The following is an 18,121-nucleotide window of genomic DNA, read 5'->3' as shown; positions in this document are numbered from 1 at the left end:
CATGACCCGGACACCCCGGAAAAAGCGCGCATTCTTTGGGAACATATGCTAGGTTCATGCGTATTCCACGCACCACTTTGCCGATTTGACGCGAGAAACCCGCATTCCATGGATCAGACCGATTCCCGCATCCTGACCGCCCTGCAACAGGACGCCCACCTCACCGCCGAGGCGTTGGGCAAGCTTCTGAACCTGTCGCCCAGCCAGGCCGGGCGGCGGCGCCAGCGGCTGGAGGCCGAGGGCTACATCCTCGGCTATGCCGCGCGACTGGACCCGTCGCGGCTGGGGCTGTCGGTGCAGGCCTTCGTGCAAGTGGAAATGGCAACCCACGCCCCGGATGCCGCAAAAGCGTTCCATGCGCTGATTGCCGCACGCCGCGAGGTGATCAGTGCATGGACGTTGACCGGTGCGGCGGACTATCTTCTGAGGGTCTATTGCGACGACCTCGCCGCGCTCAACCGCCTGATTCACCAGACGCTCCTGCCGCACCCCTCCGTCGCCCGGGTGCAAAGCCAGATCGTCATGGACCAGTTCAAGCCCGACGCGCCGTTGCCGACCTGATACCTGCCCCGGCGCCCCGGGGATCCGCCCTGTACCGCCGGCACCCCGGCGCCCCGCCACCGTTGCCACATCCCGCCCCGCCCGCCCTTCCTCGCCCTTGCATGACCGGACCCCGAATTACCCATGGAATCCGCCCTCTACCTCGCCAGCCTCTACCTGCTCAGCGCCGTGATCCTGGTGCCGCTCGCGGTGCGACTTGGGCTCGGCTCCGTGCTGGGTTTCCTGGCGGCCGGCATCCTCATCGGCCCGGTCATGGGCCTCGCCGGGCAGGAGACCGGCGACCTTCAGCACGTGGCCGAATTCGGCGTGGTGATGATGCTGTTCCTGATCGGCCTCGAACTGGAACCGCGAACGCTCTGGAACATGCGCCACAAGCTGATCGGGCTTGGCGGGTTGCAGATCATCGCCACCACCGGGCTGATCATGGGCATGGCGGTGGTGCTGGGACTGCAATGGAAGATGGCGCTGGCGGCGGGGCTTATCCTGTCGCTTTCCTCTACCGCGATCGTGCTGCAGACGCTGGACGAGAAGAACCTGATGCGCTCCAACGGCGGGCGCTCGGCCTTCTCGGTGCTTCTGACGCAGGATATCGCGGTTGTGCCGATGCTGGCCTTCCTGCCGCTCCTCGCCTACGGCATGTCGCCCGAGGCGGTGCTGAAATCGCTGGGCATCGTGACCGAGAAGGCGACGGACCACGCCGCCAACCCCGTCGTCAGCCTGGTCGAGAACCTGCCCGCCTGGGGGGTGACCGCGCTGACGCTGGCGATCGTCGCAGCGATCGTGCTGGCCGGGCATTACCTGACCCGGCCGGTGTTCCGCTTCGTCCACCAGGCAAGGCTGCCGGAACTTTCCACCGCCTTCGCCCTGCTGATCGTGCTGGGCATCGCCTTCCTGATGACGCTGGTCGGCCTCTCTCCCGCACTTGGCACCTTCCTCGCCGGCGTGGTGCTGGCGAACTCGGAATTCCGTCATCAACTCTCGGCCGACATCCAGCCGTTCAAGGGGCTCCTGATGGGGCTCTTCTTCATCACCGTGGGGGCCGGGATCGACTTTCAGGTGCTGGCGTCGGAACCGTTGCTGATCCTCGGCATCACCCTTGTCGTGATGCTGATCAAGGCGGTGGTCCTCCTCGCCCTGACGCCGATCTTCAAGGTCACCGGGCGCGACCGCTGGCTGTTCGCCCTCTCGCTCGCCCAGGCGGGGGAGTTCGGCTTCCTCCTCGTCGGCTTCTCGGTGCAGCAGACGGTGCTGCCCGGGCCGCTGGCCGACGTGATGCTGCTGGTCATCGGCTTGTCGATGCTGCTCACCCCGGTGCTGTTCTTCGCCCAGGGCCTGATCGCCAGCCGCCTGACCGAGGCCTCGGCGCCGGACCACGAAGAGGACGAGATCGACCAGAAGGGCCGCGTGATCATCGCGGGCATCGGCCGCTTCGGACAGGTCGTGAACCGCCTCGTCCGGATGAGCGGGATCGAAACCGTCGTGCTCGACCCGGACATGCAGACGATCCAGCTGATGCGCCGCTTCGGGGTCAAGGGCTTCTACGGCGACCCGACCCGAACCGAGCTTCTGACCGCCGCCGGCCTGAAGGAGGCCGAGGTGCTGGTGGTCGCCGTCGACGACCGCGATGCGGCGCTCCGGGTCGTGCGCCACGCCCGCCTCGTGAACCCGCTGGTCCACATCGTCGCCCGCGCCCGCGACCGTTCCCACGTGTACGAGCTTTACCAGGCCGGCGCCGACGACATCGTGCGCGAGATGTTCGACAGCTCGGTCCGCGCCGGCCGCTACGCGCTGGAGAACGCGGGGCTGACGGAATACGAGGCCGCCAAGGTCAGTCAGGAATACTACAAGCGTGACCGCGCCGCGATCCGCGACCTTGCCCAGCTCTGGGTCTCGGGCCAACCGATCCACCTGAACGAGGCCTATATCGCCCGCGCCAAGGAACTCGACGCCGAGCTCGAGGCCGCCCTGCTGGACGAACTCGACGACGACCACCCCCACCGCGAACCCGACCGCGCGAAGGTCGGCGTCGATGTCGACGGCGCCTGACCCGGGCGCCCGGCGCGCCAGCGTCATCCAGGCCCCTCACGCCATAGGCCCCAGCTGTTCAGTCCCTTGGTTCTTCTGAGCGAAAATATCCCGGGGGGAGTCGCGCCCTGCGCGACGGGGGGCAGCGCCCCCCTCCCCGCTCTCCCCTCTGCGGCGCCTTAACCTTCGGGCGCAGCCATGATCAGGCAGGTGGTCGACCCGGTAGCGTAAAGCTTGCCGTCCTCGACGCCGCGGATCGTGCCCTCGGCCACACCGGTCGTGCGTCCGGCATGGCTGACCACCCCCAGCGCCTCGATTTCCATCCCCACCGGCAGCGCGCGGGTGATGTTCACCTTGTACTCCAGCGTGGTGTAGATCCGCCCCTTGGGCAGCATGGTCATCACCGCGCAGGCCATGCAGCTGTCCAGCAGTGTGCCGTACCAGCCACCATGCACCCCGCCCATCGGGTTCACGTGACCGAATTCCGGGGCGCCGCGAAACGCCACCCGGCCCGGCTCGACCTCGTGCAGGCGATAGGTCATCAGCGCCCCGATCGGGGGGCCGGACAGCCGCCCCTCGAGGATCGCCCGCATGAATTCGAGACCGGAAAGCCCGGCCAGGTCGGCGCGGGTCGGAAGCTCCTCGAAGGCACGGGCAAAGAACTGATCGGGCATGGTGTCTCCTCCTCTGACCGGGGGAGACTAGGCGGGGCGCCGCGCCCGGCGCAATGCCCCGCCGGCGCTCTTACGCCACGTTCTCGAGAACGACATCCGGGGTGACCCCCAGCGCGTGGCAGACTTCGCGGGTCAGGTGCGGGCGGTTCAGGGTGTAGAAGTGAAGGTCCTCCACCCCCTCGCGGATCAGCCGGTCGCACATCTCGGTGCAGACGGCCGTGGCCAGCAGTTCCTCACGCCCGTCGCGCTCGGCCGCGGCGAAGGCCTCGTCGAGGAAGGCGGGCACGTCGGCGCCGCAGGCCTTGGCGAACCGCTTGGCGCCCGACCATTTCACGATCGGCATGATGCCCGGAATGATCGGCGCCTCGATCCCCTCCTTCACGCAAAGATCGCGGAACCGCAGGAAGGTCTCGGCCTCGAAGAAGAACTGGGTGATCGCCGAGGTGGCGCCCGCCTCGATCTTGCGCTTGAGCCAGCGCACGTCTGCCAGCGTATCGGCCGCCTCCGGGTGCGGCTCGGGATAGGCGCCGACCCGCAGCTTGAAATTGCCGGTGGCAGTCAGGGCCTCGATCAGCTCGACCGAGCTTGCGAAGCCATCCTCGTGGGCGGTGAACTTCTCCTGCCCCTTGGGCGCGTCGCCACGCAGCGCGACGATTTCGGTCACGCCTGCATCGGCATAGGATTGCGCGATCTCCAGCGTCTCCTCGCGGGTCGCCTCGACGCAGGTCAGGTGGGCGGCCACGTTCAGGCCGAACTGCTTCCCGATCGTCGTCACCGCCTCATGCGTCAGCGTCCGCGTGGTCCCGCCCGCGCCATAGGTCACCGACACGAAGGACGGCTTCAACGGTGCCAGCGCCTGCACGGTCTCCCACAGCCGGAAGCTCGCATCGAGCGACTGGGGCGGGAAGAATTCGAACGAGACGCGGGGCGTAGCCATGAGGAGACTCCTTTGATTTCAGCTCTTGTCGCATGAATCCGAACGTGAGACAAATTCATAATCCGCATCATCAACATGAGTTCCACCACAAGATGCACATCGAGCTGCGCCACCTCCGGTCGATCCGCGCAATTCACGAAGCCGGCGGCCTCGCCCGCGCGGCAGAGCTCATGAACATGACCCAATCGGCGCTGTCGCACCAGATCAAGGGGCTCGAGGAACAGGCGGGGGTGGAGCTTTTCGCCCGCCGGTCGAAACCCCTGCGCCTCTCGGCGGCGGGCCAGCGCCTGCTGCGGCTTGCGCAGAAGGTCCTGCCCGAGATCGACGCGCTCGACGCCGAGTTCCGGGCGCTGCGCGAGGGCAAGGCAGGCCGGCTGCACATCGCGATGGAATGCCACGCCTGCTTCGAATGGCTGCTGCCGGTGCTGGAGAACTTCCGCCGCGCCTGGCCCGAGGTGGATGTCGACATCCGCCCGCGGCTTGCCTTCGACGCCCTGCCCGCGCTGGTGCGCGAGGAGATCGACCTCGTGATCTCCTCCGACCCCGAGGACCTGCCCGGCGTCAGCTTCCAGCCGCTGTTCGACTACGCCCCGGTCTTCGTCTGCTCGCCGCGCAACCCGCTGGCCGCGAAACCCTATGTCGAGGCGGAGGATTTCACCGACCAGACCCTGCTGACCTACCCGATGGAACGCGCGAGACTGGACATCTTCACCGAGGTGCTGACCCCGGCACGGCTGGAACCCAAGGCGCAGAGGGAGGTGGAACTGACGGCGGTGATCCTGATGCTGGTCGCCTCGAACCGAGGCGTCGCGGTGCTGCCCGACTGGGTGGTGCGCGCGGGCCGGCAAAGCGGCGATTTCGTGACCCGCCCGGTCACCGAGAAGGGCCTGACACGCCGTCTCTATGCCGCGCTGCGCGACGAGGACGCGGCCCAGCCTTGGATGGCACATTTCCTGCGGCTCGTGCGGACCGAACCCGTGAAGCTGCAGCGCGCCTGAGGTGCCTTCACCCCGAAGCGTGGTCCAGCTGCACCACGTCGGAAGCCGGGGGTTTCACACCCCCGGACCCCCGTGGGATATTTCCCCTCAGAAGAAGACAGCCCCCTCCCCTTCTTCTGAGCGAAAATATCCCGGGGGGTGCAGGGGGCAGCGCCCCCGCCACCGCGCCCGCCACACGCGCAGGTTCCGTTTCAGGGACCTGACAGGAAGGCTCACGCCGGAAAAGGCCCGTACCTTGACTTGCAGGCCTCGCGGGCGCATATCCGAGCTTAACACTCGGAGATTTCGCCATGTTCATCCAGACCGAAGCCACCCCGAATCCCGCGACGCTGAAATTCCTGCCCGGCCGCGACGTGCTGGCCGCCGGAACCGCGGATTTCCCGACGCCCGAGGCCGCTCAGGGCGCCCCGTTGGCCGAGCGCCTGTTCGGCGTCGACGGCGTGCGCGGCGTGTTCCTCGGGTCGGATTTCATCACCGTCACGAAGGACGACACCCTGGCCTGGGATCACATCAAGCCCTCGGTCCTGGGCGCGATCATGGAGCATTACCAGTCCGGCCAGGACGCGGTCGCGGCCGGATCGCAGGGTGGCCACCAGGGCCACGAAGACGGCCCCGACAGCGAGATCGTCACCCAGATCAAGGAGTTGCTCGATACCCGCGTGCGCCCGGCGGTGGCGCAGGACGGTGGCGACATCACCTTCCATGGCTACGAGCGCGGCATCGTCTACCTGCACATGCAGGGCGCCTGCGCCGGCTGCCCCTCCTCCACGCTGACGCTGAAGATGGGGATCGAGAACCTGCTGCGTCACTACATTCCGGAAGTGCTCGAGGTGCGCCCCGTTGCTGCCTGATGCAGGGCCGGGCGGCGGGGGCCCGCTGGTCCTCGGTTTCGACACGTCGGCCGCGCATTGCGCGGCCGCTTTACTCTCGGGCGACCGGCTGGTCGCGGCGCGGGCGGAGACGATGGACAAGGGCCAGGCCGAACGGCTGATGCCGCTGCTTGAGGAGATGCTGGCCGATGCCGGGCTGGGCTGGCGCGACCTCGCGGCGCTCGGCGTGGGTGTCGGGCCGGGCAATTTCACAGGGGTGCGCATCGCGGTCGCCGCCGCGCGCGGGTTGTCGCTGTCGCTCGGGATCCCGGCGATCGGGGTGAATGGCTTCGACGCGCTGGCCGAGGGGCACGGCGACACTGTCGCGACGGTGATCGACGCCCGCAGGGGCTCGGTCTACATCCGCACGCCGCGGGTGCGGGCGCCGCGGCTGCTGCCGCGGTCGGATGCCGAGGCCGAGGCGCTGGCGCATGGGCTGAAGCTGGTGGAGCCGGGGCCGCCGGACCTTCAGGCCACAGCGATTGCCCGGATCGCCCTGCGCCTGCGCGGAACTGCGCAGCCGCGCCCTGCGCCGCTCTACCTGCGCGACGCCGACGCCGCCCCGCCTGCGGACCCTCCCCCCGTTCTGCTGCCCTGAGCCTCCGCGCCATGGCCAGCATGACCCAGGAAGACCTCGCCCGACTGCACGCCGCCTGTTTCATCGCGCCCCCGCCCTGGAGCGCCGAGGAGATCGCGGCGACCCTGGCGCAGCCCGGCGCCTTTCTCGAGACCCGACCTCACGGCTTTCTGATCGGCCGCGCCGTGGCCGGCGAGGCCGAGCTGCTGACCCTTGCGGTCGCGCCCGCGGCGCGGCGGCAGGGCACCGGCCGGGCGCTGGTTGACGCCTTCGACGATGCTGCCCGCGCGCGCGGCGCGACCGAGGCCTTTCTCGAAGTTGCCGCCGACAACCTTGGCGCGCGCGCGCTCTACGCCGCCACGGGCTGGGCCGAGGCGGGGCTGCGGCGGGGCTATTACCATCCGCCCGGGGCCCCCTCGGTAGACGCGCTGGTGCTGCGCAAGCCGCTTTCCTGAGCAGCCACCGGGGTTTGCCAAAATTTTACCAGCCGGTCAGGGAACCTTGCGGCAGCTGCCAGAATCGTCCTTGATCTTCCGGGCGCGTTTCGGCCTTACTTCGGGATGATCCGACCACGCTCGGCTCGTGCCACGATGGGCAGGCTCCCGCAGCGGGGCCGCCCCAACACCAACGGGAGAGATCCATGACCCTGACGAAATCCCTCTTCGGTGCCGCCACGGCGCTGGCGCTCACGGCGGGCGCCGCGCTGGCAGAACCGGCCGTGATCTACGACCTCGGCGGCAAGTACGACAAGTCGTTCAACGAGGCCGCGTTCCACGGCGCCGAGAAATGGGCCAAGGAGACCGGCAAGAAATTCCGCGAACTGGAACTGCAGACCGAGGCCCAGCGTGAGCAGGCCCTGCGCCGCCTGGCCGAGTCCGGCGCCAACCCGATCGTCGTCACCGGCTTTGCGTTCAGCGACATCCTCAACAAGGTCGCCCCGGACTATCCCAAGACCAATTTCGTGATCATCGACTCGGTGGTCAAGCAGCCCAACGTCGAATCGGTGGTGTTCCGCGAGGAGCAGGGTTCGTACCTCGTCGGCATGCTGGCGGCGATGGCGTCGAAGACCGGCACCGTGGGTTTCGTCGGCGGCATGGACATCCCGCTGATCCGCAAGTTCGAATGCGGCTACGCGCAGGGCGTGAAGGCGGTGAAGTCGGATGACAAGGTGGTCGGCGCCATGACCGGCACCACGCCGTCGGCCTGGAACGACCCGGTGAAGGGCAGCGAGATCGCCAAGTCCGAGATCAGCCAGGGCGCCGACGTGATCTTCGCCGCCGCGGGCGGCACCGGCATCGGCGTGCTTCAGGCCGCGGCGGATGCGGGCAAGATGGGCATCGGCGTCGACTCGAACCAGAACTACCTGCACCCGGGGCACATGCTCACCTCGATGGTCAAGCGCGTGGACGTCGCCACCTACGATGCGTTCAAGGCGGGCAAGGACCTCAAGACCGGCGTCAAGGTGATGGGCCTGTCGAACAACGGCGTCGACTACGCTTATGACAAGTACAACGAGAAGCTGATCACGCCCGAGATGAAGGCCAAGGTCGACGCGGCCAAGAAGGACATCATCGCCGGCAAGATCGAGGTGCACGACTACATGTCCGACAACAAGTGCCCGGTCACGATCGACTGAGGCGCCGGAACGACATCTGAAAACGACCGGGGCGGCAGGCGACTGCCGCCCCCGACGCATCCAAGGGGCACTTGCAAGAGGGCGGCATGGGCACAGACAGCGCGGCAGGGGCGACTGGCACGGCACCGCCGGCGATCGAGCTGAAGGGCATTTCCAAGGCCTTCGGGCCGGTACAGGCCAACAAGGACATCTCGATCCAGGTCCGGCGCGGCACGATCCACGGCATCATCGGCGAGAACGGGGCCGGCAAGTCGACGCTGATGTCGATCCTCTACGGCTTCTACAAGGCCGACGCCGGAGAGATCCATGTGGGCGGCCGGAAGACCGAGATCCCCGACAGCCAGGCCGCGATCAAGGCCGGGATCGGCATGGTCTTCCAGCACTTCAAGCTGGTGCAGAACTTCTCGGTGCTGGAGAACGTGATCCTGGGCGTCGAGGATGGCGCGCTTCTGCGTCCCTCCCTGTCCAAGGCCCGCAAGGAGCTGGTGCACCTCGCCAAGGAATATGAGCTGAACGTCGATCCCGACGAGACGATCGAGAACCTGTCGATCGGCCACCAGCAGCGGGTAGAGATCCTCAAGGCGCTCTACCGTCAGGCCGATATCCTGATCCTCGACGAGCCGACGGGCGTGCTGACACCGGCCGAGGCCGATCACCTGTTTCGCATCCTCGCCAACCTCAAGCGCGAGGGGAAGACGATCATCCTGATCACCCACAAGCTGCGCGAGATCATGGAGATCACCGACACCGTCAGCGTCATGCGCCGCGGCGAGATGACCGCGACGGTGAAGACGGCCAACACCAACCCGACCGAGCTGGCCGAGCTGATGGTGGGACGCAAGGTGCTGCTGCGGGTCGACAAGACGCCAGCCAGGCCGGGGCGGACCATCGTCGAGATCGAGAACCTGAAGGTCACCGACCGCTTCGGGGTGGAGCGCCTGAAGGGCGTCTCGCTTCAGATCCGGGCGGGCGAGATCCTGGGCATCGCCGGGGTCGCGGGCAACGGCCAGTCGGAGCTGCTTGAGGTTCTGGGCGGCATCCGCGACGCCAGCGGGCGGGTCGAGGTGAACGGCAAGGCGCTGGCGCTGACGGGGCGCGACGCGGATGCGCAGTCGCGCCGCGAGGCCGGCATCGCCCATGTTTCCGAGGACCGCCAGCACACCGGCCTGATCATGGATTTCGCGGCGTGGGAGAACGTGGCCTTCGGCTATCACAACGACCCCGCCTACCAGAAGAACGCGCTGATCATGGACAACGCGGCGATCCTTGCCGATGCCGAGGGCAAGATCGAACGGTTCGACGTGCGCCCGCCGGATGCAAAGCTGGCGGCCAAGAACTTCTCGGGCGGGAACCAGCAGAAGATCGTGCTGGCCCGCGAGATCGAGCGGAACCCCGACCTGTTGCTGGTCGGGCAGCCCACCCGGGGCGTCGACATCGGCGCGATCGAGTTCATCCACCAGCAGATCGTGGCCCTGCGCGACGCGGGCAAGGCGATCCTGCTGGTCTCGGTCGAGCTTGACGAGATCTTCGCCCTGTCGGACCGGATCGCCGTGATGTTCGACGGCAAGATCATGGGCGAGCGCCTGCCGAACGAGACCGACGAGCGCGAGCTCGGGATGCTGATGGCCGGGATGACCGGCAAACCGGACGGGGAGGCCGCCTGATGGACCGCATGCCGCATTGGGCCGACGTCGTCCTGGTTCCCGTCCTCAACGTGCTGATCGCCTTCGTGCTGTCGGGCCTCGTGATCTGGGCCATCGGCGAGAACCCGTTCGACGCCATGCAGATCATGGTGTCAGGCTCGCTCGGGTCGACCTACGGCTGGGGCTACACGCTCTACTACGCGACCAATTTCATGTTCACGGGGCTTGGCTTTGCCGTGGCCTCGCATGCCGGGCTCTTCAACATCGGCGGCGAGGGTCAGGCGACACTGGGGGGGCTTGGCGTGGCACTCATGTGCCTGTTCATCCCCTGGCCCAACTGGTGGCTGGCGGTGATCGGCGCGTCGCTGGGCGCCGCCGTGCTGGGCGCGGCCTGGGCGGCGATCCCCGCCTGGCTGCAGGCGAAACGCGGCAGCCATATCGTGATCACCACGATCATGTTCAATTTCATCGCCGCGGCGCTCTTGAACTACCTGCTGGTCAACGTGCTGCGTCCCGTCGGCTCGATGGACCCGGCAACCGCGAACTTCCCCAAGCCCACCACCCTGCCCGAGCTGAACCAGATCCTTGGCGCGATCGGCATCCCATTCGCCAAGCACACCCCAGCCAACGTGTCGCTTTTCATCGCGATCGCGGCCTGTGTGCTGGTCTGGGCGCTGATCTGGCACACGCGCCTGGGCTATCAGATCCGGGCGCTCGGCAAGTCCGAGCCCGCCGCCCTCTACGCCGGGATCCGGCCGGTGCGGATCACCATGTACGCCATGCTGATCTCGGGGGCGTTGGGGGGCATGATGGCGGTGAACTCTACCATGGGCGAAAGCGGCCGGCTGATCATGAACGCCTCCGAAGGGGCGGGCTTCATCGGCATCGCGGTGGCGCTCATGGGGCGCGACCACCCGTTCGGGATCTTCCTGGCCGCGCTTCTCTTCGGCTTCCTCTACCAGGGGGGCGGCGAGCTGGCGCTCTGGGCCAACATTCCGCGGGAACTGGTGACGGTGATCCAGGCGCTGGTGATCCTGTTCACCGGCGCGCTCGACAACGTCGTCCGGCTGCCGCTGGAGGCCGCCTTCATGCGTGCGCGGAAACGGAGGGGCTGATGGATTACGCAAGCATCATCGAGATCCTCGACAGCACCGTGCGGCTGGGCACGCCGCTTCTGCTGGCCTGCTTGGCCGGGCTGTTCTCGGAACGCTCGGGGATCTTCGACATCGGGCTCGAGGGCAAGATGCTGGTCTCGGCCATGATGTCGGGCGCGGTGGCGGCGGTCACGGGCGACGTGTGGCTTGGGCTGCTGGCCGGCATCGGCGCCTCGATCATCCTCGCCCTGATCCATGGCCTTGCCTCGATCACCTTCCGCGGCAACCAGCTGATCTCCGGCGTGGCGATCAACTTCCTCGCCTCCGGGATCACCGTGCTGATCGCGCAAAGCTGGTTCCAACAAGGCGGGCGCACCCCGTCCCTCTCGGGCGGCGGCCGCTTCCACGACATCGTCTGGCCCTTCGCCGACCAGATCGGGCGGATCCCCGGGATCGGGCCGATCTACCAGAACCTGATCTCGGGGCACACGATCCTGGTCTACGTGGCCTTCCTCTGCGTGCCGCTGACCTGGTGGACGCTGTACAAGACACGGTTCGGCCTGCGCCTGCGCGCGGTGGGCGAGAACCCGGCGGCGGTGGACACGGCCGGCATCTCGGTCATCCGGATGCGCTATACCGCCGTGCTGATCTGCGGCGTCCTGTCGGGCATCGCTGGGGCTTACCTTGCCACCTCGCTCTCGGCGGGCTTCGTCAAGGAGATGACGGCAGGCCGCGGCTACATCGCGCTGGCGGCGCTGATCTTCGCCAAGTGGCGGCCCTGGTACGCGCTGGGGTCGACCATGCTGTTCGGTCTGCTGGAGGCGATCTCCAACCGCTACCAGAACATCGACCTCGGCGTGATCGTGCTGCCGGTGCAGTTCATGCAGGCCCTGCCCTACATCCTGACCGTGATCATCCTCGCGGGGTTCGTCGGCAAGGCGATACCGCCGCGTGCAGGGGGGGTACCCTATGTCAAGGAACGCTGACGACCTCGCCGCCCTGATCCGGGGCCGCGCCGGGGATGCGCCGGTCGCGCTGGGGCTGATCCTGGGCTCGGGGCTGGGCCATCTCTCCCGGGCGATCGACGGGGTTGCGATCCCCTATGCCGACCTGCCGGGCTTTCCACATGCCGGCGTCTCGGGCCATACGCCCGAGCTGGTGGTGGGCGATCTGGAAGGCACCCGCGTCGCCGTCTTCGGCGGCCGCGCGCATTACTACGAATCGGGCCGCCCCGACGCCATGCGCCTTCCGCTGGAGGTGCTGAAAGCGCTTGGCGCAGAGCGGCTTATCGCCACGAATGCGGCAGGATCGCTGACCCGAGACATCCCGCCCGGCGGCCTGATGCTGCTGAACGACCACATCAACTTTTCGGGAACCAACCCGCTGATCGGAGAGCCGTCGGACGCGCGCTTCGTCCCGCTCACCGAGGCCCATGACTCCGGGATGCGCGAGGGCCTGAAGGCCGCCGCCGAGGCCGAGGGGATCCCCCTGCCCGAGGGTGTCTATGCCTGGTTCTCGGGGCCGACCTTCGAAACCCCTGCGGAAATCCGTGCAATCCGCATACTCGGCGCCGACGCGGTGGGGATGTCGACCGTGCCCGAAGTGATCCTGGCGCGGTTCCTCGGGATGCGGGTGGCGGCGATCTCGACCATCACCAACATGGGTGCGGGCATGGCCGCCGAAGAGATCAGCCACGCCCAGACCAAGGCGATGGCACCGCTGGGCGCTGCAAAACTTGAAACAATTCTCCGACGATACTTGCGGAACACGGCCTAGGGCCGAAATATTCACGGGTGCATATGTTTGACAGCATCTGATTAAAGAGTCATCAGAACACCAGCCTTTCGCCCCCTGCTTCCTTCCGCAAGGACCCAGCATGCAGATCTACCTCCCGATCGCAGAGGTTGTCGTCAACGCCTTCCTCCTTTTCGGAATCGGTGGCGTCGTCGGCCTGTTGTCGGGGATGTTCGGGGTGGGCGGCGGCTTTTTGATCACGCCAGCGCTGTTCTTCATCGGCATCCCGCCCTCGGTCGCAGTCTCCACCGGGGCGGTTCAGGTGGTGGCCTCGTCGGTGTCGGCGGTGATGGTGCATCTCAAGCGGCGCACGGTCGATTTCCGCATGGGCACGGTGATGCTGCTGTCGGGCTTCGTCGGCTCGACCATCGGGATCTACGTCTTCAAGGAGCTGGAGCGGCTGGGGCATATCAACCTCTTCGTCGAGGTCTGCTACACCGTTCTGATGGGGCTGATCGGGACGATGATGTTCCAGGAAAGCCTGCGCGCGATTCTGCGCAACAGACGCGCGGGCAAGTCGGGCGCCCCGCCCCGGGTCATCAAGCGCAGCCATACCAAGGCGCAGAAATGGCCGCTGAAGGTAAAGTTCCGCACCTCGGGCCTCTACATCAGCATCCTGCCGCCGATCATGATCGGCATCGTCATCGGCTTCCTGACCACGACGCTGGGGGTCGGCGGCGGCTTCATCCTGGTGCCGGCGATGATCTACCTGCTGGGGATGAACACCAAGGTGGTGGTGGGGACCTCGCTCTACCAGGTGATCTTCATCTCCTGCTACGCGGTGATGGCACATGTGCTGACCAGCCAGTCGGTCGATCTGGTGCTGGCGGTGCTGCTGACACTTGGGGGGGTGATCGGGGCGCAGTTCGGCGCGATGATCGGGCTGAAGCTCAAGGCCGAACAGCTGCGGATCCTGCTGGCGATCCTCGTGCTGCTGGTGGGGATCAAGATCTTCTTCGGCCTCGTGCTGGAGCCCGCCGATCTGTTCAACCTCGACATTCCGGGGCATGCGCAATGACCGGCACGATCGCCCCCCACCCCGCCCGCCGCCCCGCCCTTGCGCGCCGCCTGATCCTTGCGGCAGCGCTGGGGCTGATGATTGTGGCGCCCGCGGCAAGCGCCGAGAAGCTGGTGTCGGGCGTCAGCCAGGACCAGGTGGCGATCAACGCGACCTTCAACGGATCCGACATCCTGGTCTATGGCGCGGTGGCGCGCGACGCGCCGCTGGCCAAGGGCGTGACGCAGGATGTGATCATCACCCTCGAGGGGCCGGCGCAGCCGCTGATCGTGCGCAAGAAGGCGCGGCAGTTCGGGATCTGGGCGAACAAGGAATCGGTGCCGATCGATTCTGCCCCGAGCTTCTATTCCGTCTCGACCTCGGTCCCGCTGCGCCAGGCGCTGACCCATACCGAGGACCTGCGCTACAAGGTGTCGATCCCGCTGGCGATCCGCGAGATCGGGGGGACCGCGACGGCGAAGCATCCCCAGACCTTCGTCAATGCGCTGATCGACATCCGCACGAAGGCCGGGCAATACGAGATGAACGAGGATGCGGTGAAGTTCCGCGACGACACGCTGTTCTCGACCCGAGTGAAGCTGCCCGCGAACCTGACCGAAGGCACCTACAAGCTGCGCATCTTCCTGACCCAGGGCGGCCAGGTGGTGGACATGAGCCATTCCGAGATCACGGTGCAGAAGACCGGGGTGGAGCGGTGGCTGTTCAACCTTTCGGCCAAGCAGCCCGCGCTTTACGGCATCCTGTCACTGTTCATCGCGGTGGCGGCGGGCTGGCTGGCCTCGGCGGCGTTCCAGCTGCTGCGGCGCTGACCGGCCGCCTCGTCCTGCGCTTCACTTGTCCTCGTCGCCGGGGCGGGAAAGCACGGAGCGGGGCGTTCAGAACGCCTTGAAGGTGATCGTGGTCAGGGTGCGGCTGATGCCGGGAATGTCGAAGAGTTTTTCCGAAAGATAGTGGCCGATGTCTTCGCCGTCGGGGATGTAGACCTTGGCCATGAGGTCGTAATCGCCCGAGGTGGAGAATAGCTCGGACACGACCTCGCGGTCGTAGACCGCATCGGCGACCTCATAGGTCTTGCCGGGGTGACAGCGGAACTGGACGAAGACGCAGCGCATCGGGATCTCCTCTGGACTTTGGCGCCAGACTAGGAGGTTCGGGCGCGGCCTGCCAGAGGGCGCGCAGGCAGATGCGGCGACCTGGGCAGCGGGACGAGGGAGAAGAGGGGTGCGCCGTTCGGGCCGCGGCGCGGCTGGTGGGGGCCGGTCGCCTCCGGCGGGAGTATTTGGGCCAGATGAAAGGCCGGGGGCACTTCCCGCGCTGGTCTTCCTCAGTCTTCCTCGGCGGCGAGCTCGAGCGGGGCGGCGGGCGCGGCGAGGTCGTCCGTCGTCAGCGGGCCGTCGGGGCGGGCGAGGCGGTTGCGCACGACCCATAAGAGACGGTGCTCGGCCCGGGTGATCGCGACGTAGGCGAGGCGTTTCCAGAGGGCAAGGCCGGCCTCGGTGCGGCCCGCCCGGGCGGCGGCCCAGAGGTCGGGGGCGAAGACCTGCACGTTTTCCCATTGCGAGCCCTGCGCCTTGTGGATCGTCACAGCCGCGCCGTGCAGGAAGGCGGCGCCCATGCGGGCGGCGAAGGGAATGAAGGGTTCCTCCTCCTCCGGCATCTCGATCTTGACGATCGAGGCGGCGGAGACGCGGGGATCTTCCGAGCCGATCACGTGGAGGCGGGAGAAGCCGGGTTTGCGCCCGGGGCCGAGGTAGATCACCTGGGCGCCCTTGATCAGGCCGCGCGCCTCGAGGTCGATGCGTTTCTTGCGGTGTTTCAGGGGCAGCTCGATGCCGTCGCAGATCAGCGGCTCGCCGGGGAGAAGCTCGTCCGCCGGGGCGCCGTAGGCCGCGCGGAAGGCGTGGATCAGGCGGATGCGGGTGGCGTTACGCCACACCAGCACCGGCGAGCGGGCCATGAGCGCGCTTTCCACCCGTTCGGCCATCACCACCCGGTCGTCACGCCGGGCCGCGTCGCGCACCATGCCCTCGAACTCCTCGAACCCGAGCTGGGGGTCGCCCAGGGCGTGGGCGAGGTCGAGGATCGGGTTGTCGTCGGCCTGGCGGTGGATGCGGTGGAGGGTGAGCTTGCGCGCCTCGGGGAAGCTGTCGAAGACCATCTCGCCGGACTGACCCACCGGGGCCAGCTGTGCCGGGTCGCCGAAGAGGACGAGGGTCGGGAAGATCTCTTTCAGATCGTCGAGCTGCTTCTCGTCGAGCATGGAGGATTCGTCGACGAAGCCGATGTCGAGCGGATCCTCGCGCCGTTTCCAGCCACGGATGAAATCCGATCCTCGCAGACCTGCCGCGGCCAGCGCGCCGGGGACGGATTTCACAGTGTCATAGAAGGCCTTGGCGCGATCGAGCGCGGTGTCGGTCAGGCCCTCGATCTCGGGGCGGTCGCCGTTGCCGGCGAGCCATTCGGCGATCTTCTCGTACTCCGGGTCGTAGACCGGGGTGTAGAGAATGCGGTGGATCGTCGTCGCCGGAACGCCGCGGTTGCGCAGCACGCTGGCCGCCTTGTTGGTGGGCGCCAGCACCGCCAGGGTCCGACGTTCGCGCTTGCGGCGGCTTTCGAAATCGCCGGAGACGATCTCCACCCCCGCGTCGGTCAGTGCCTTGACGAGGCGGGCCAGCAGCATGGTCTTGCCCGATCCCGCCTTGCCCACCACCGCCATCGCCGGGGTGGTGTCGCCCTGTTCGCCGACGATGTCGCCCGCGTCGATGTCGATGCCCGCCCCGTGCAGGAGGGCGGCGACCTGGTCCCAGGCCTCGGCCTGGTCCTCGGAGAAAGTGATGGCGGGCAATGTCATGGGCGCGACATTAGGCGAGGCCGCGCGGGGGGGCCAGCGGGGGATTGCGTATTTGGGGAACAATGAAAGAGAGGGCGCGGGGGAGGCCCGCGGGACAGGCCGCAGAGAGAAAGGCCGGAGGTTTCCCCCCGGCCCGGAACGTCGTGCCTGTCGTTCGGATCCGCCGGATCAGTTCCGGTTGCCCATGAACTGCAGCAGGAACATGAACAGGTTGATGAAGTCGAGGTAGAGGCGCAGCGCGCCCATGATCGCCGACTTGCCCATCCATTCCTGGTCGCCCGACTGGGCCATCTGCAGGTACTGCTGCTTGATCGACTGGGTGTCGTAGGCGGTGAGGCCCGCGAAGATCAGCACGCCGAGGATCGAGACCGCGAAGGCCAGCGCCGGCGAGTGCAGGAAGATGTTGATCAGCGACGCGACGATGATGCCGATCAGGCCCATCATCAGGAACGTGCCCATGCCCGACAGATCGCGCTTCGTGGTGTAGCCAGAGAGGCTGAGACCGGCGAAGGCCGCGGCGGTCGCAAGGAAGGTCTGCGCGATCGAGATGCCGGTGAAGGCCACGAAGATCCACGCGATCGACAGGCCCATGGCGGCCGCGAAGACGTAGAAGAACAGCTGCGCGCCGGCATAGCTGAGGCGGTTGATCATCGCGCCGAAGGCAAAGACCATCACCAGCGGCAGGAACATCGCGACCCAGCCGAGAATGTTCATCTGCATCGCGCCGGACGGACCCACGGTCATGAAGATCTGGAGCAGCGCCGGGGTGGTCCCGACGGCCCACGCGACCAGCGCGGTCAGCAGCAGGCCCACGGACATCAGCCCGTAGACCTTGTTCATATGGGCCCTGAGCCCTTCGTCGATCCGCTGGCCGGCGCGAGCGCCGGTCCCGACCGTGCGGATCGTGTTGTAGTCAGCCATCGAAATGCCTCCGTTCATGTCCCCGTTGCGCCCGCGCGGCGCGCGGGTTCGTTCATCGGTTCCAATATCGGGAGGACAGCGCGCCATTTCAAGCGTTTGGGGCGGACAATCGATCTCTCGACCGCGTGCCCGCCCCGTGTACGTTCTGTCAGGTTCGGCCGATTGGCCGAAAGGGCCGGAAAGGCCCTGTTTTCTCAGGCTTTCCAGTGGGCCGGCACGTCCCAGAGGGGGCGGCGGGCCTCGATCATCGCCTCGTGGCGCGTGATCCCGATATCGTTGAGCAGCGCGTCGTCGAGCTCGGCCAGCCGGGCCCGGTCGCGCCGGGTCACGAAAGCGCCGAACACGATGTGCACGAGGCGGCTGAAGGGGTCGGTGGTGCGGACCCCGCGGACGGCGAGGTCCGAAGTGTGAAGCGAGGTCATCATCTGCGTCATCCTTCGGTTACATTGATTCTTGAGCTAGGTCTCATCAGTCATGTTGAACATTTAGGCGAAGTGTGAACATATGTAAAATGAATGGTTTT

19 protein-coding genes are annotated in these 18,121 nt (G+C 67.1%); 13 read left to right on the top strand and 6 right to left on the bottom strand.

All coding sequences use genetic code 11. The annotated features are described in order from the left end of the window. The first annotated feature begins 108 nt into the window (after nucleotides 1-108). Together CVV76_RS18705 and CVV76_RS18700 are read left to right on the top strand one after the other, a co-directional pair. Nucleotides 109-561 (top strand): Lrp/AsnC family transcriptional regulator, encoded by a 453-nt coding sequence (locus CVV76_RS18705; protein WP_102226209.1) that lies wholly within the window; start codon nucleotides 109-111, stop codon nucleotides 559-561. Nucleotides 562-684: 123 nt separating this feature from the next. Then, nucleotides 685-2,607 carry a monovalent cation:proton antiporter-2 (CPA2) family protein gene (locus CVV76_RS18700; protein ID WP_102226208.1) on the top strand — a complete coding sequence of 641 codons (1,923 nt, stop codon included), beginning with the start codon at nucleotides 685-687 and terminating at the stop codon, nucleotides 2,605-2,607. Nucleotides 2,608-2,765: 158 nt separating this feature from the next. On the opposite strand, the gene CVV76_RS18695 is transcribed toward CVV76_RS18700, so the two are convergent. Together CVV76_RS18695 and metF are read right to left on the bottom strand one after the other, a co-directional pair. Then, nucleotides 2,766-3,260: a PaaI family thioesterase gene (locus CVV76_RS18695; RefSeq protein WP_102226207.1), complete on the bottom strand. Its 495-nt coding sequence runs from the start codon at nucleotides 3,258-3,260 to the stop codon at nucleotides 2,766-2,768. Between the two features lie 70 nt (nucleotides 3,261-3,330). Continuing rightward, complete coding sequence (gene metF / locus CVV76_RS18690; protein ID WP_102226206.1) at nucleotides 3,331-4,197, bottom strand: methylenetetrahydrofolate reductase [NAD(P)H]; 867 nt, start codon at nucleotides 4,195-4,197, stop codon at nucleotides 3,331-3,333. 92 nt (nucleotides 4,198-4,289) lie between these two features. Between metF and CVV76_RS18685 the strand changes: the two genes are divergently transcribed. The 11 genes from CVV76_RS18685 to CVV76_RS18635 all read left to right on the top strand — a co-directional run bounded on the left by CVV76_RS18685 (nucleotide 4,290) and on the right by CVV76_RS18635 (nucleotide 14,635). Further along, nucleotides 4,290-5,195 carry a LysR family transcriptional regulator gene (locus tag CVV76_RS18685; RefSeq protein WP_102226205.1) on the top strand — a complete coding sequence of 302 codons (906 nt, stop codon included), beginning with the start codon at nucleotides 4,290-4,292 and terminating at the stop codon, nucleotides 5,193-5,195. A gap of 290 nt (nucleotides 5,196-5,485) precedes the next feature. Next, nucleotides 5,486-6,046, top strand: coding sequence for a NifU family protein (locus tag CVV76_RS18680; RefSeq protein WP_102226204.1), 561 nt, complete (start codon nucleotides 5,486-5,488; stop codon nucleotides 6,044-6,046). Beyond that, nucleotides 6,036-6,662, top strand: a complete 627-nt coding sequence (gene tsaB / locus CVV76_RS18675) for a tRNA (adenosine(37)-N6)-threonylcarbamoyltransferase complex dimerization subunit type 1 TsaB (protein ID WP_233193020.1) — start codon at nucleotides 6,036-6,038, stop codon at nucleotides 6,660-6,662. Before CVV76_RS18680 ends, tsaB begins: the two co-directional genes overlap by 11 nt. Before the next feature lie 20 nt (nucleotides 6,663-6,682). Then, a complete protein-coding gene (locus CVV76_RS18670) occupies nucleotides 6,683-7,096 on the top strand; it encodes a GNAT family N-acetyltransferase (RefSeq protein ID WP_102226234.1) in 414 nt (137 codons plus the stop codon). A 185-nt stretch (nucleotides 7,097-7,281) separates the two neighbouring features. Next, a complete protein-coding gene (locus CVV76_RS18665; protein WP_102226203.1) occupies nucleotides 7,282-8,277 on the top strand; it encodes a BMP family lipoprotein in 996 nt (331 codons plus the stop codon). Between the two features lie 86 nt (nucleotides 8,278-8,363). Beyond that, nucleotides 8,364-9,941, top strand: coding sequence for an ABC transporter ATP-binding protein (locus CVV76_RS18660; RefSeq protein WP_102226202.1), 1,578 nt, complete (start codon nucleotides 8,364-8,366; stop codon nucleotides 9,939-9,941). Then, complete coding sequence (locus CVV76_RS18655; RefSeq protein WP_102226201.1) at nucleotides 9,941-11,035, top strand: ABC transporter permease; 1,095 nt, start codon at nucleotides 9,941-9,943, stop codon at nucleotides 11,033-11,035. The genes CVV76_RS18660 and CVV76_RS18655 overlap by 1 nt, the downstream gene beginning before the upstream one ends. Continuing rightward, entirely contained in the window at nucleotides 11,035-12,000 is a 966-nt protein-coding gene (locus tag CVV76_RS18650) for an ABC transporter permease (RefSeq protein ID WP_199178649.1), read from the top strand. The genes CVV76_RS18655 and CVV76_RS18650 overlap by 1 nt, the downstream gene beginning before the upstream one ends. Beyond that, nucleotides 11,984-12,790, top strand: coding sequence for a purine-nucleoside phosphorylase (locus CVV76_RS18645; RefSeq protein WP_102226200.1), 807 nt, complete (start codon nucleotides 11,984-11,986; stop codon nucleotides 12,788-12,790). The genes CVV76_RS18650 and CVV76_RS18645 overlap by 17 nt, the downstream gene beginning before the upstream one ends. A 100-nt stretch (nucleotides 12,791-12,890) precedes the next feature. Continuing rightward, nucleotides 12,891-13,826 (top strand): sulfite exporter TauE/SafE family protein, encoded by a 936-nt coding sequence (locus CVV76_RS18640; protein ID WP_102226199.1) that lies wholly within the window; start codon nucleotides 12,891-12,893, stop codon nucleotides 13,824-13,826. Beyond that, entirely contained in the window at nucleotides 13,823-14,635 is an 813-nt protein-coding gene (locus CVV76_RS18635; protein WP_102226198.1) for a TIGR02186 family protein, read from the top strand. Before CVV76_RS18640 ends, CVV76_RS18635 begins: the two co-directional genes overlap by 4 nt. A 66-nt stretch (nucleotides 14,636-14,701) precedes the next feature. Here CVV76_RS18635 and CVV76_RS18630 read toward each other — a convergent pair whose 3' ends face one another. From CVV76_RS18630 to CVV76_RS18615, 4 genes are all read right to left on the bottom strand, one after another. Then, a complete protein-coding gene (locus CVV76_RS18630; protein WP_102226197.1) occupies nucleotides 14,702-14,938 on the bottom strand; it encodes an Lrp/AsnC ligand binding domain-containing protein in 237 nt (78 codons plus the stop codon). Nucleotides 14,939-15,150: 212 nt separating this feature from the next. After that, nucleotides 15,151-16,677 (bottom strand): ATP-dependent DNA helicase, encoded by a 1,527-nt coding sequence (locus tag CVV76_RS18625; protein ID WP_102226196.1) that lies wholly within the window; start codon nucleotides 16,675-16,677, stop codon nucleotides 15,151-15,153. Between the two features lie 168 nt (nucleotides 16,678-16,845). Then, a complete protein-coding gene (locus CVV76_RS18620; protein ID WP_102226195.1) occupies nucleotides 16,846-17,598 on the bottom strand; it encodes a Bax inhibitor-1/YccA family protein in 753 nt (250 codons plus the stop codon). Nucleotides 17,599-17,792: 194 nt separating this feature from the next. Further along, nucleotides 17,793-18,023, bottom strand: coding sequence for a DUF1127 domain-containing protein (locus tag CVV76_RS18615; protein ID WP_102226194.1), 231 nt, complete (start codon nucleotides 18,021-18,023; stop codon nucleotides 17,793-17,795). Nucleotides 18,024-18,121: the final 98 nt, after the last annotated feature.

Origin of the sequence: Acidimangrovimonas sediminis, assembly GCF_002871005.1 — a bacterium.
GTDB lineage: Bacteria > Pseudomonadota > Alphaproteobacteria > Rhodobacterales > Rhodobacteraceae > Acidimangrovimonas > Acidimangrovimonas sediminis.
The sequence above is the reverse complement of the archived record's forward strand: the minus strand, read 5'-3'. Positions and strand labels throughout refer to the sequence as shown.

Bases quoted from the DNA above. Each gene is read 5' to 3' on its own strand.
- CVV76_RS18640 (WP_102226199.1), top strand. From the start codon at position 12,891: ATGCAGATCTACCTCCCGATCGCAGAGGTTGTCGTCAACGCCTTCCTC.
- CVV76_RS18635 (WP_102226198.1), top strand. From the start codon at position 13,823: ATGACCGGCACGATCGCCCCCCACCCCGCCCGCCGCCCCGCCCTTGCG.
- CVV76_RS18685 (WP_102226205.1), top strand. From the start codon at position 4,290: ATGCACATCGAGCTGCGCCACCTCCGGTCGATCCGCGCAATTCACGAA.
- CVV76_RS18645 (WP_102226200.1), top strand. From the start codon at position 11,984: ATGTCAAGGAACGCTGACGACCTCGCCGCCCTGATCCGGGGCCGCGCC.
- CVV76_RS18705 (WP_102226209.1), top strand. From the start codon at position 109: ATGGATCAGACCGATTCCCGCATCCTGACCGCCCTGCAACAGGACGCC.
- CVV76_RS18695 (WP_102226207.1), bottom strand. From the start codon at position 3,260: ATGCCCGATCAGTTCTTTGCCCGTGCCTTCGAGGAGCTTCCGACCCGC.
- CVV76_RS18670 (WP_102226234.1), top strand. From the start codon at position 6,683: ATGACCCAGGAAGACCTCGCCCGACTGCACGCCGCCTGTTTCATCGCG.
- CVV76_RS18660 (WP_102226202.1), top strand. From the start codon at position 8,364: ATGGGCACAGACAGCGCGGCAGGGGCGACTGGCACGGCACCGCCGGCG.
- CVV76_RS18665 (WP_102226203.1), top strand. From the start codon at position 7,282: ATGACCCTGACGAAATCCCTCTTCGGTGCCGCCACGGCGCTGGCGCTC.
- CVV76_RS18625 (WP_102226196.1), bottom strand. From the start codon at position 16,677: ATGACATTGCCCGCCATCACTTTCTCCGAGGACCAGGCCGAGGCCTGG.
- metF (WP_102226206.1), bottom strand. From the start codon at position 4,197: ATGGCTACGCCCCGCGTCTCGTTCGAATTCTTCCCGCCCCAGTCGCTC.
- CVV76_RS18620 (WP_102226195.1), bottom strand. From the start codon at position 17,598: ATGGCTGACTACAACACGATCCGCACGGTCGGGACCGGCGCTCGCGCC.
- CVV76_RS18615 (WP_102226194.1), bottom strand. From the start codon at position 18,023: ATGATGACCTCGCTTCACACTTCGGACCTCGCCGTCCGCGGGGTCCGC.
- CVV76_RS18680 (WP_102226204.1), top strand. From the start codon at position 5,486: ATGTTCATCCAGACCGAAGCCACCCCGAATCCCGCGACGCTGAAATTC.
- CVV76_RS18630 (WP_102226197.1), bottom strand. From the start codon at position 14,938: ATGCGCTGCGTCTTCGTCCAGTTCCGCTGTCACCCCGGCAAGACCTAT.
- CVV76_RS18655 (WP_102226201.1), top strand. From the start codon at position 9,941: ATGGACCGCATGCCGCATTGGGCCGACGTCGTCCTGGTTCCCGTCCTC.
- CVV76_RS18700 (WP_102226208.1), top strand. From the start codon at position 685: ATGGAATCCGCCCTCTACCTCGCCAGCCTCTACCTGCTCAGCGCCGTG.
- CVV76_RS18650 (WP_199178649.1), top strand. From the start codon at position 11,035: ATGGATTACGCAAGCATCATCGAGATCCTCGACAGCACCGTGCGGCTG.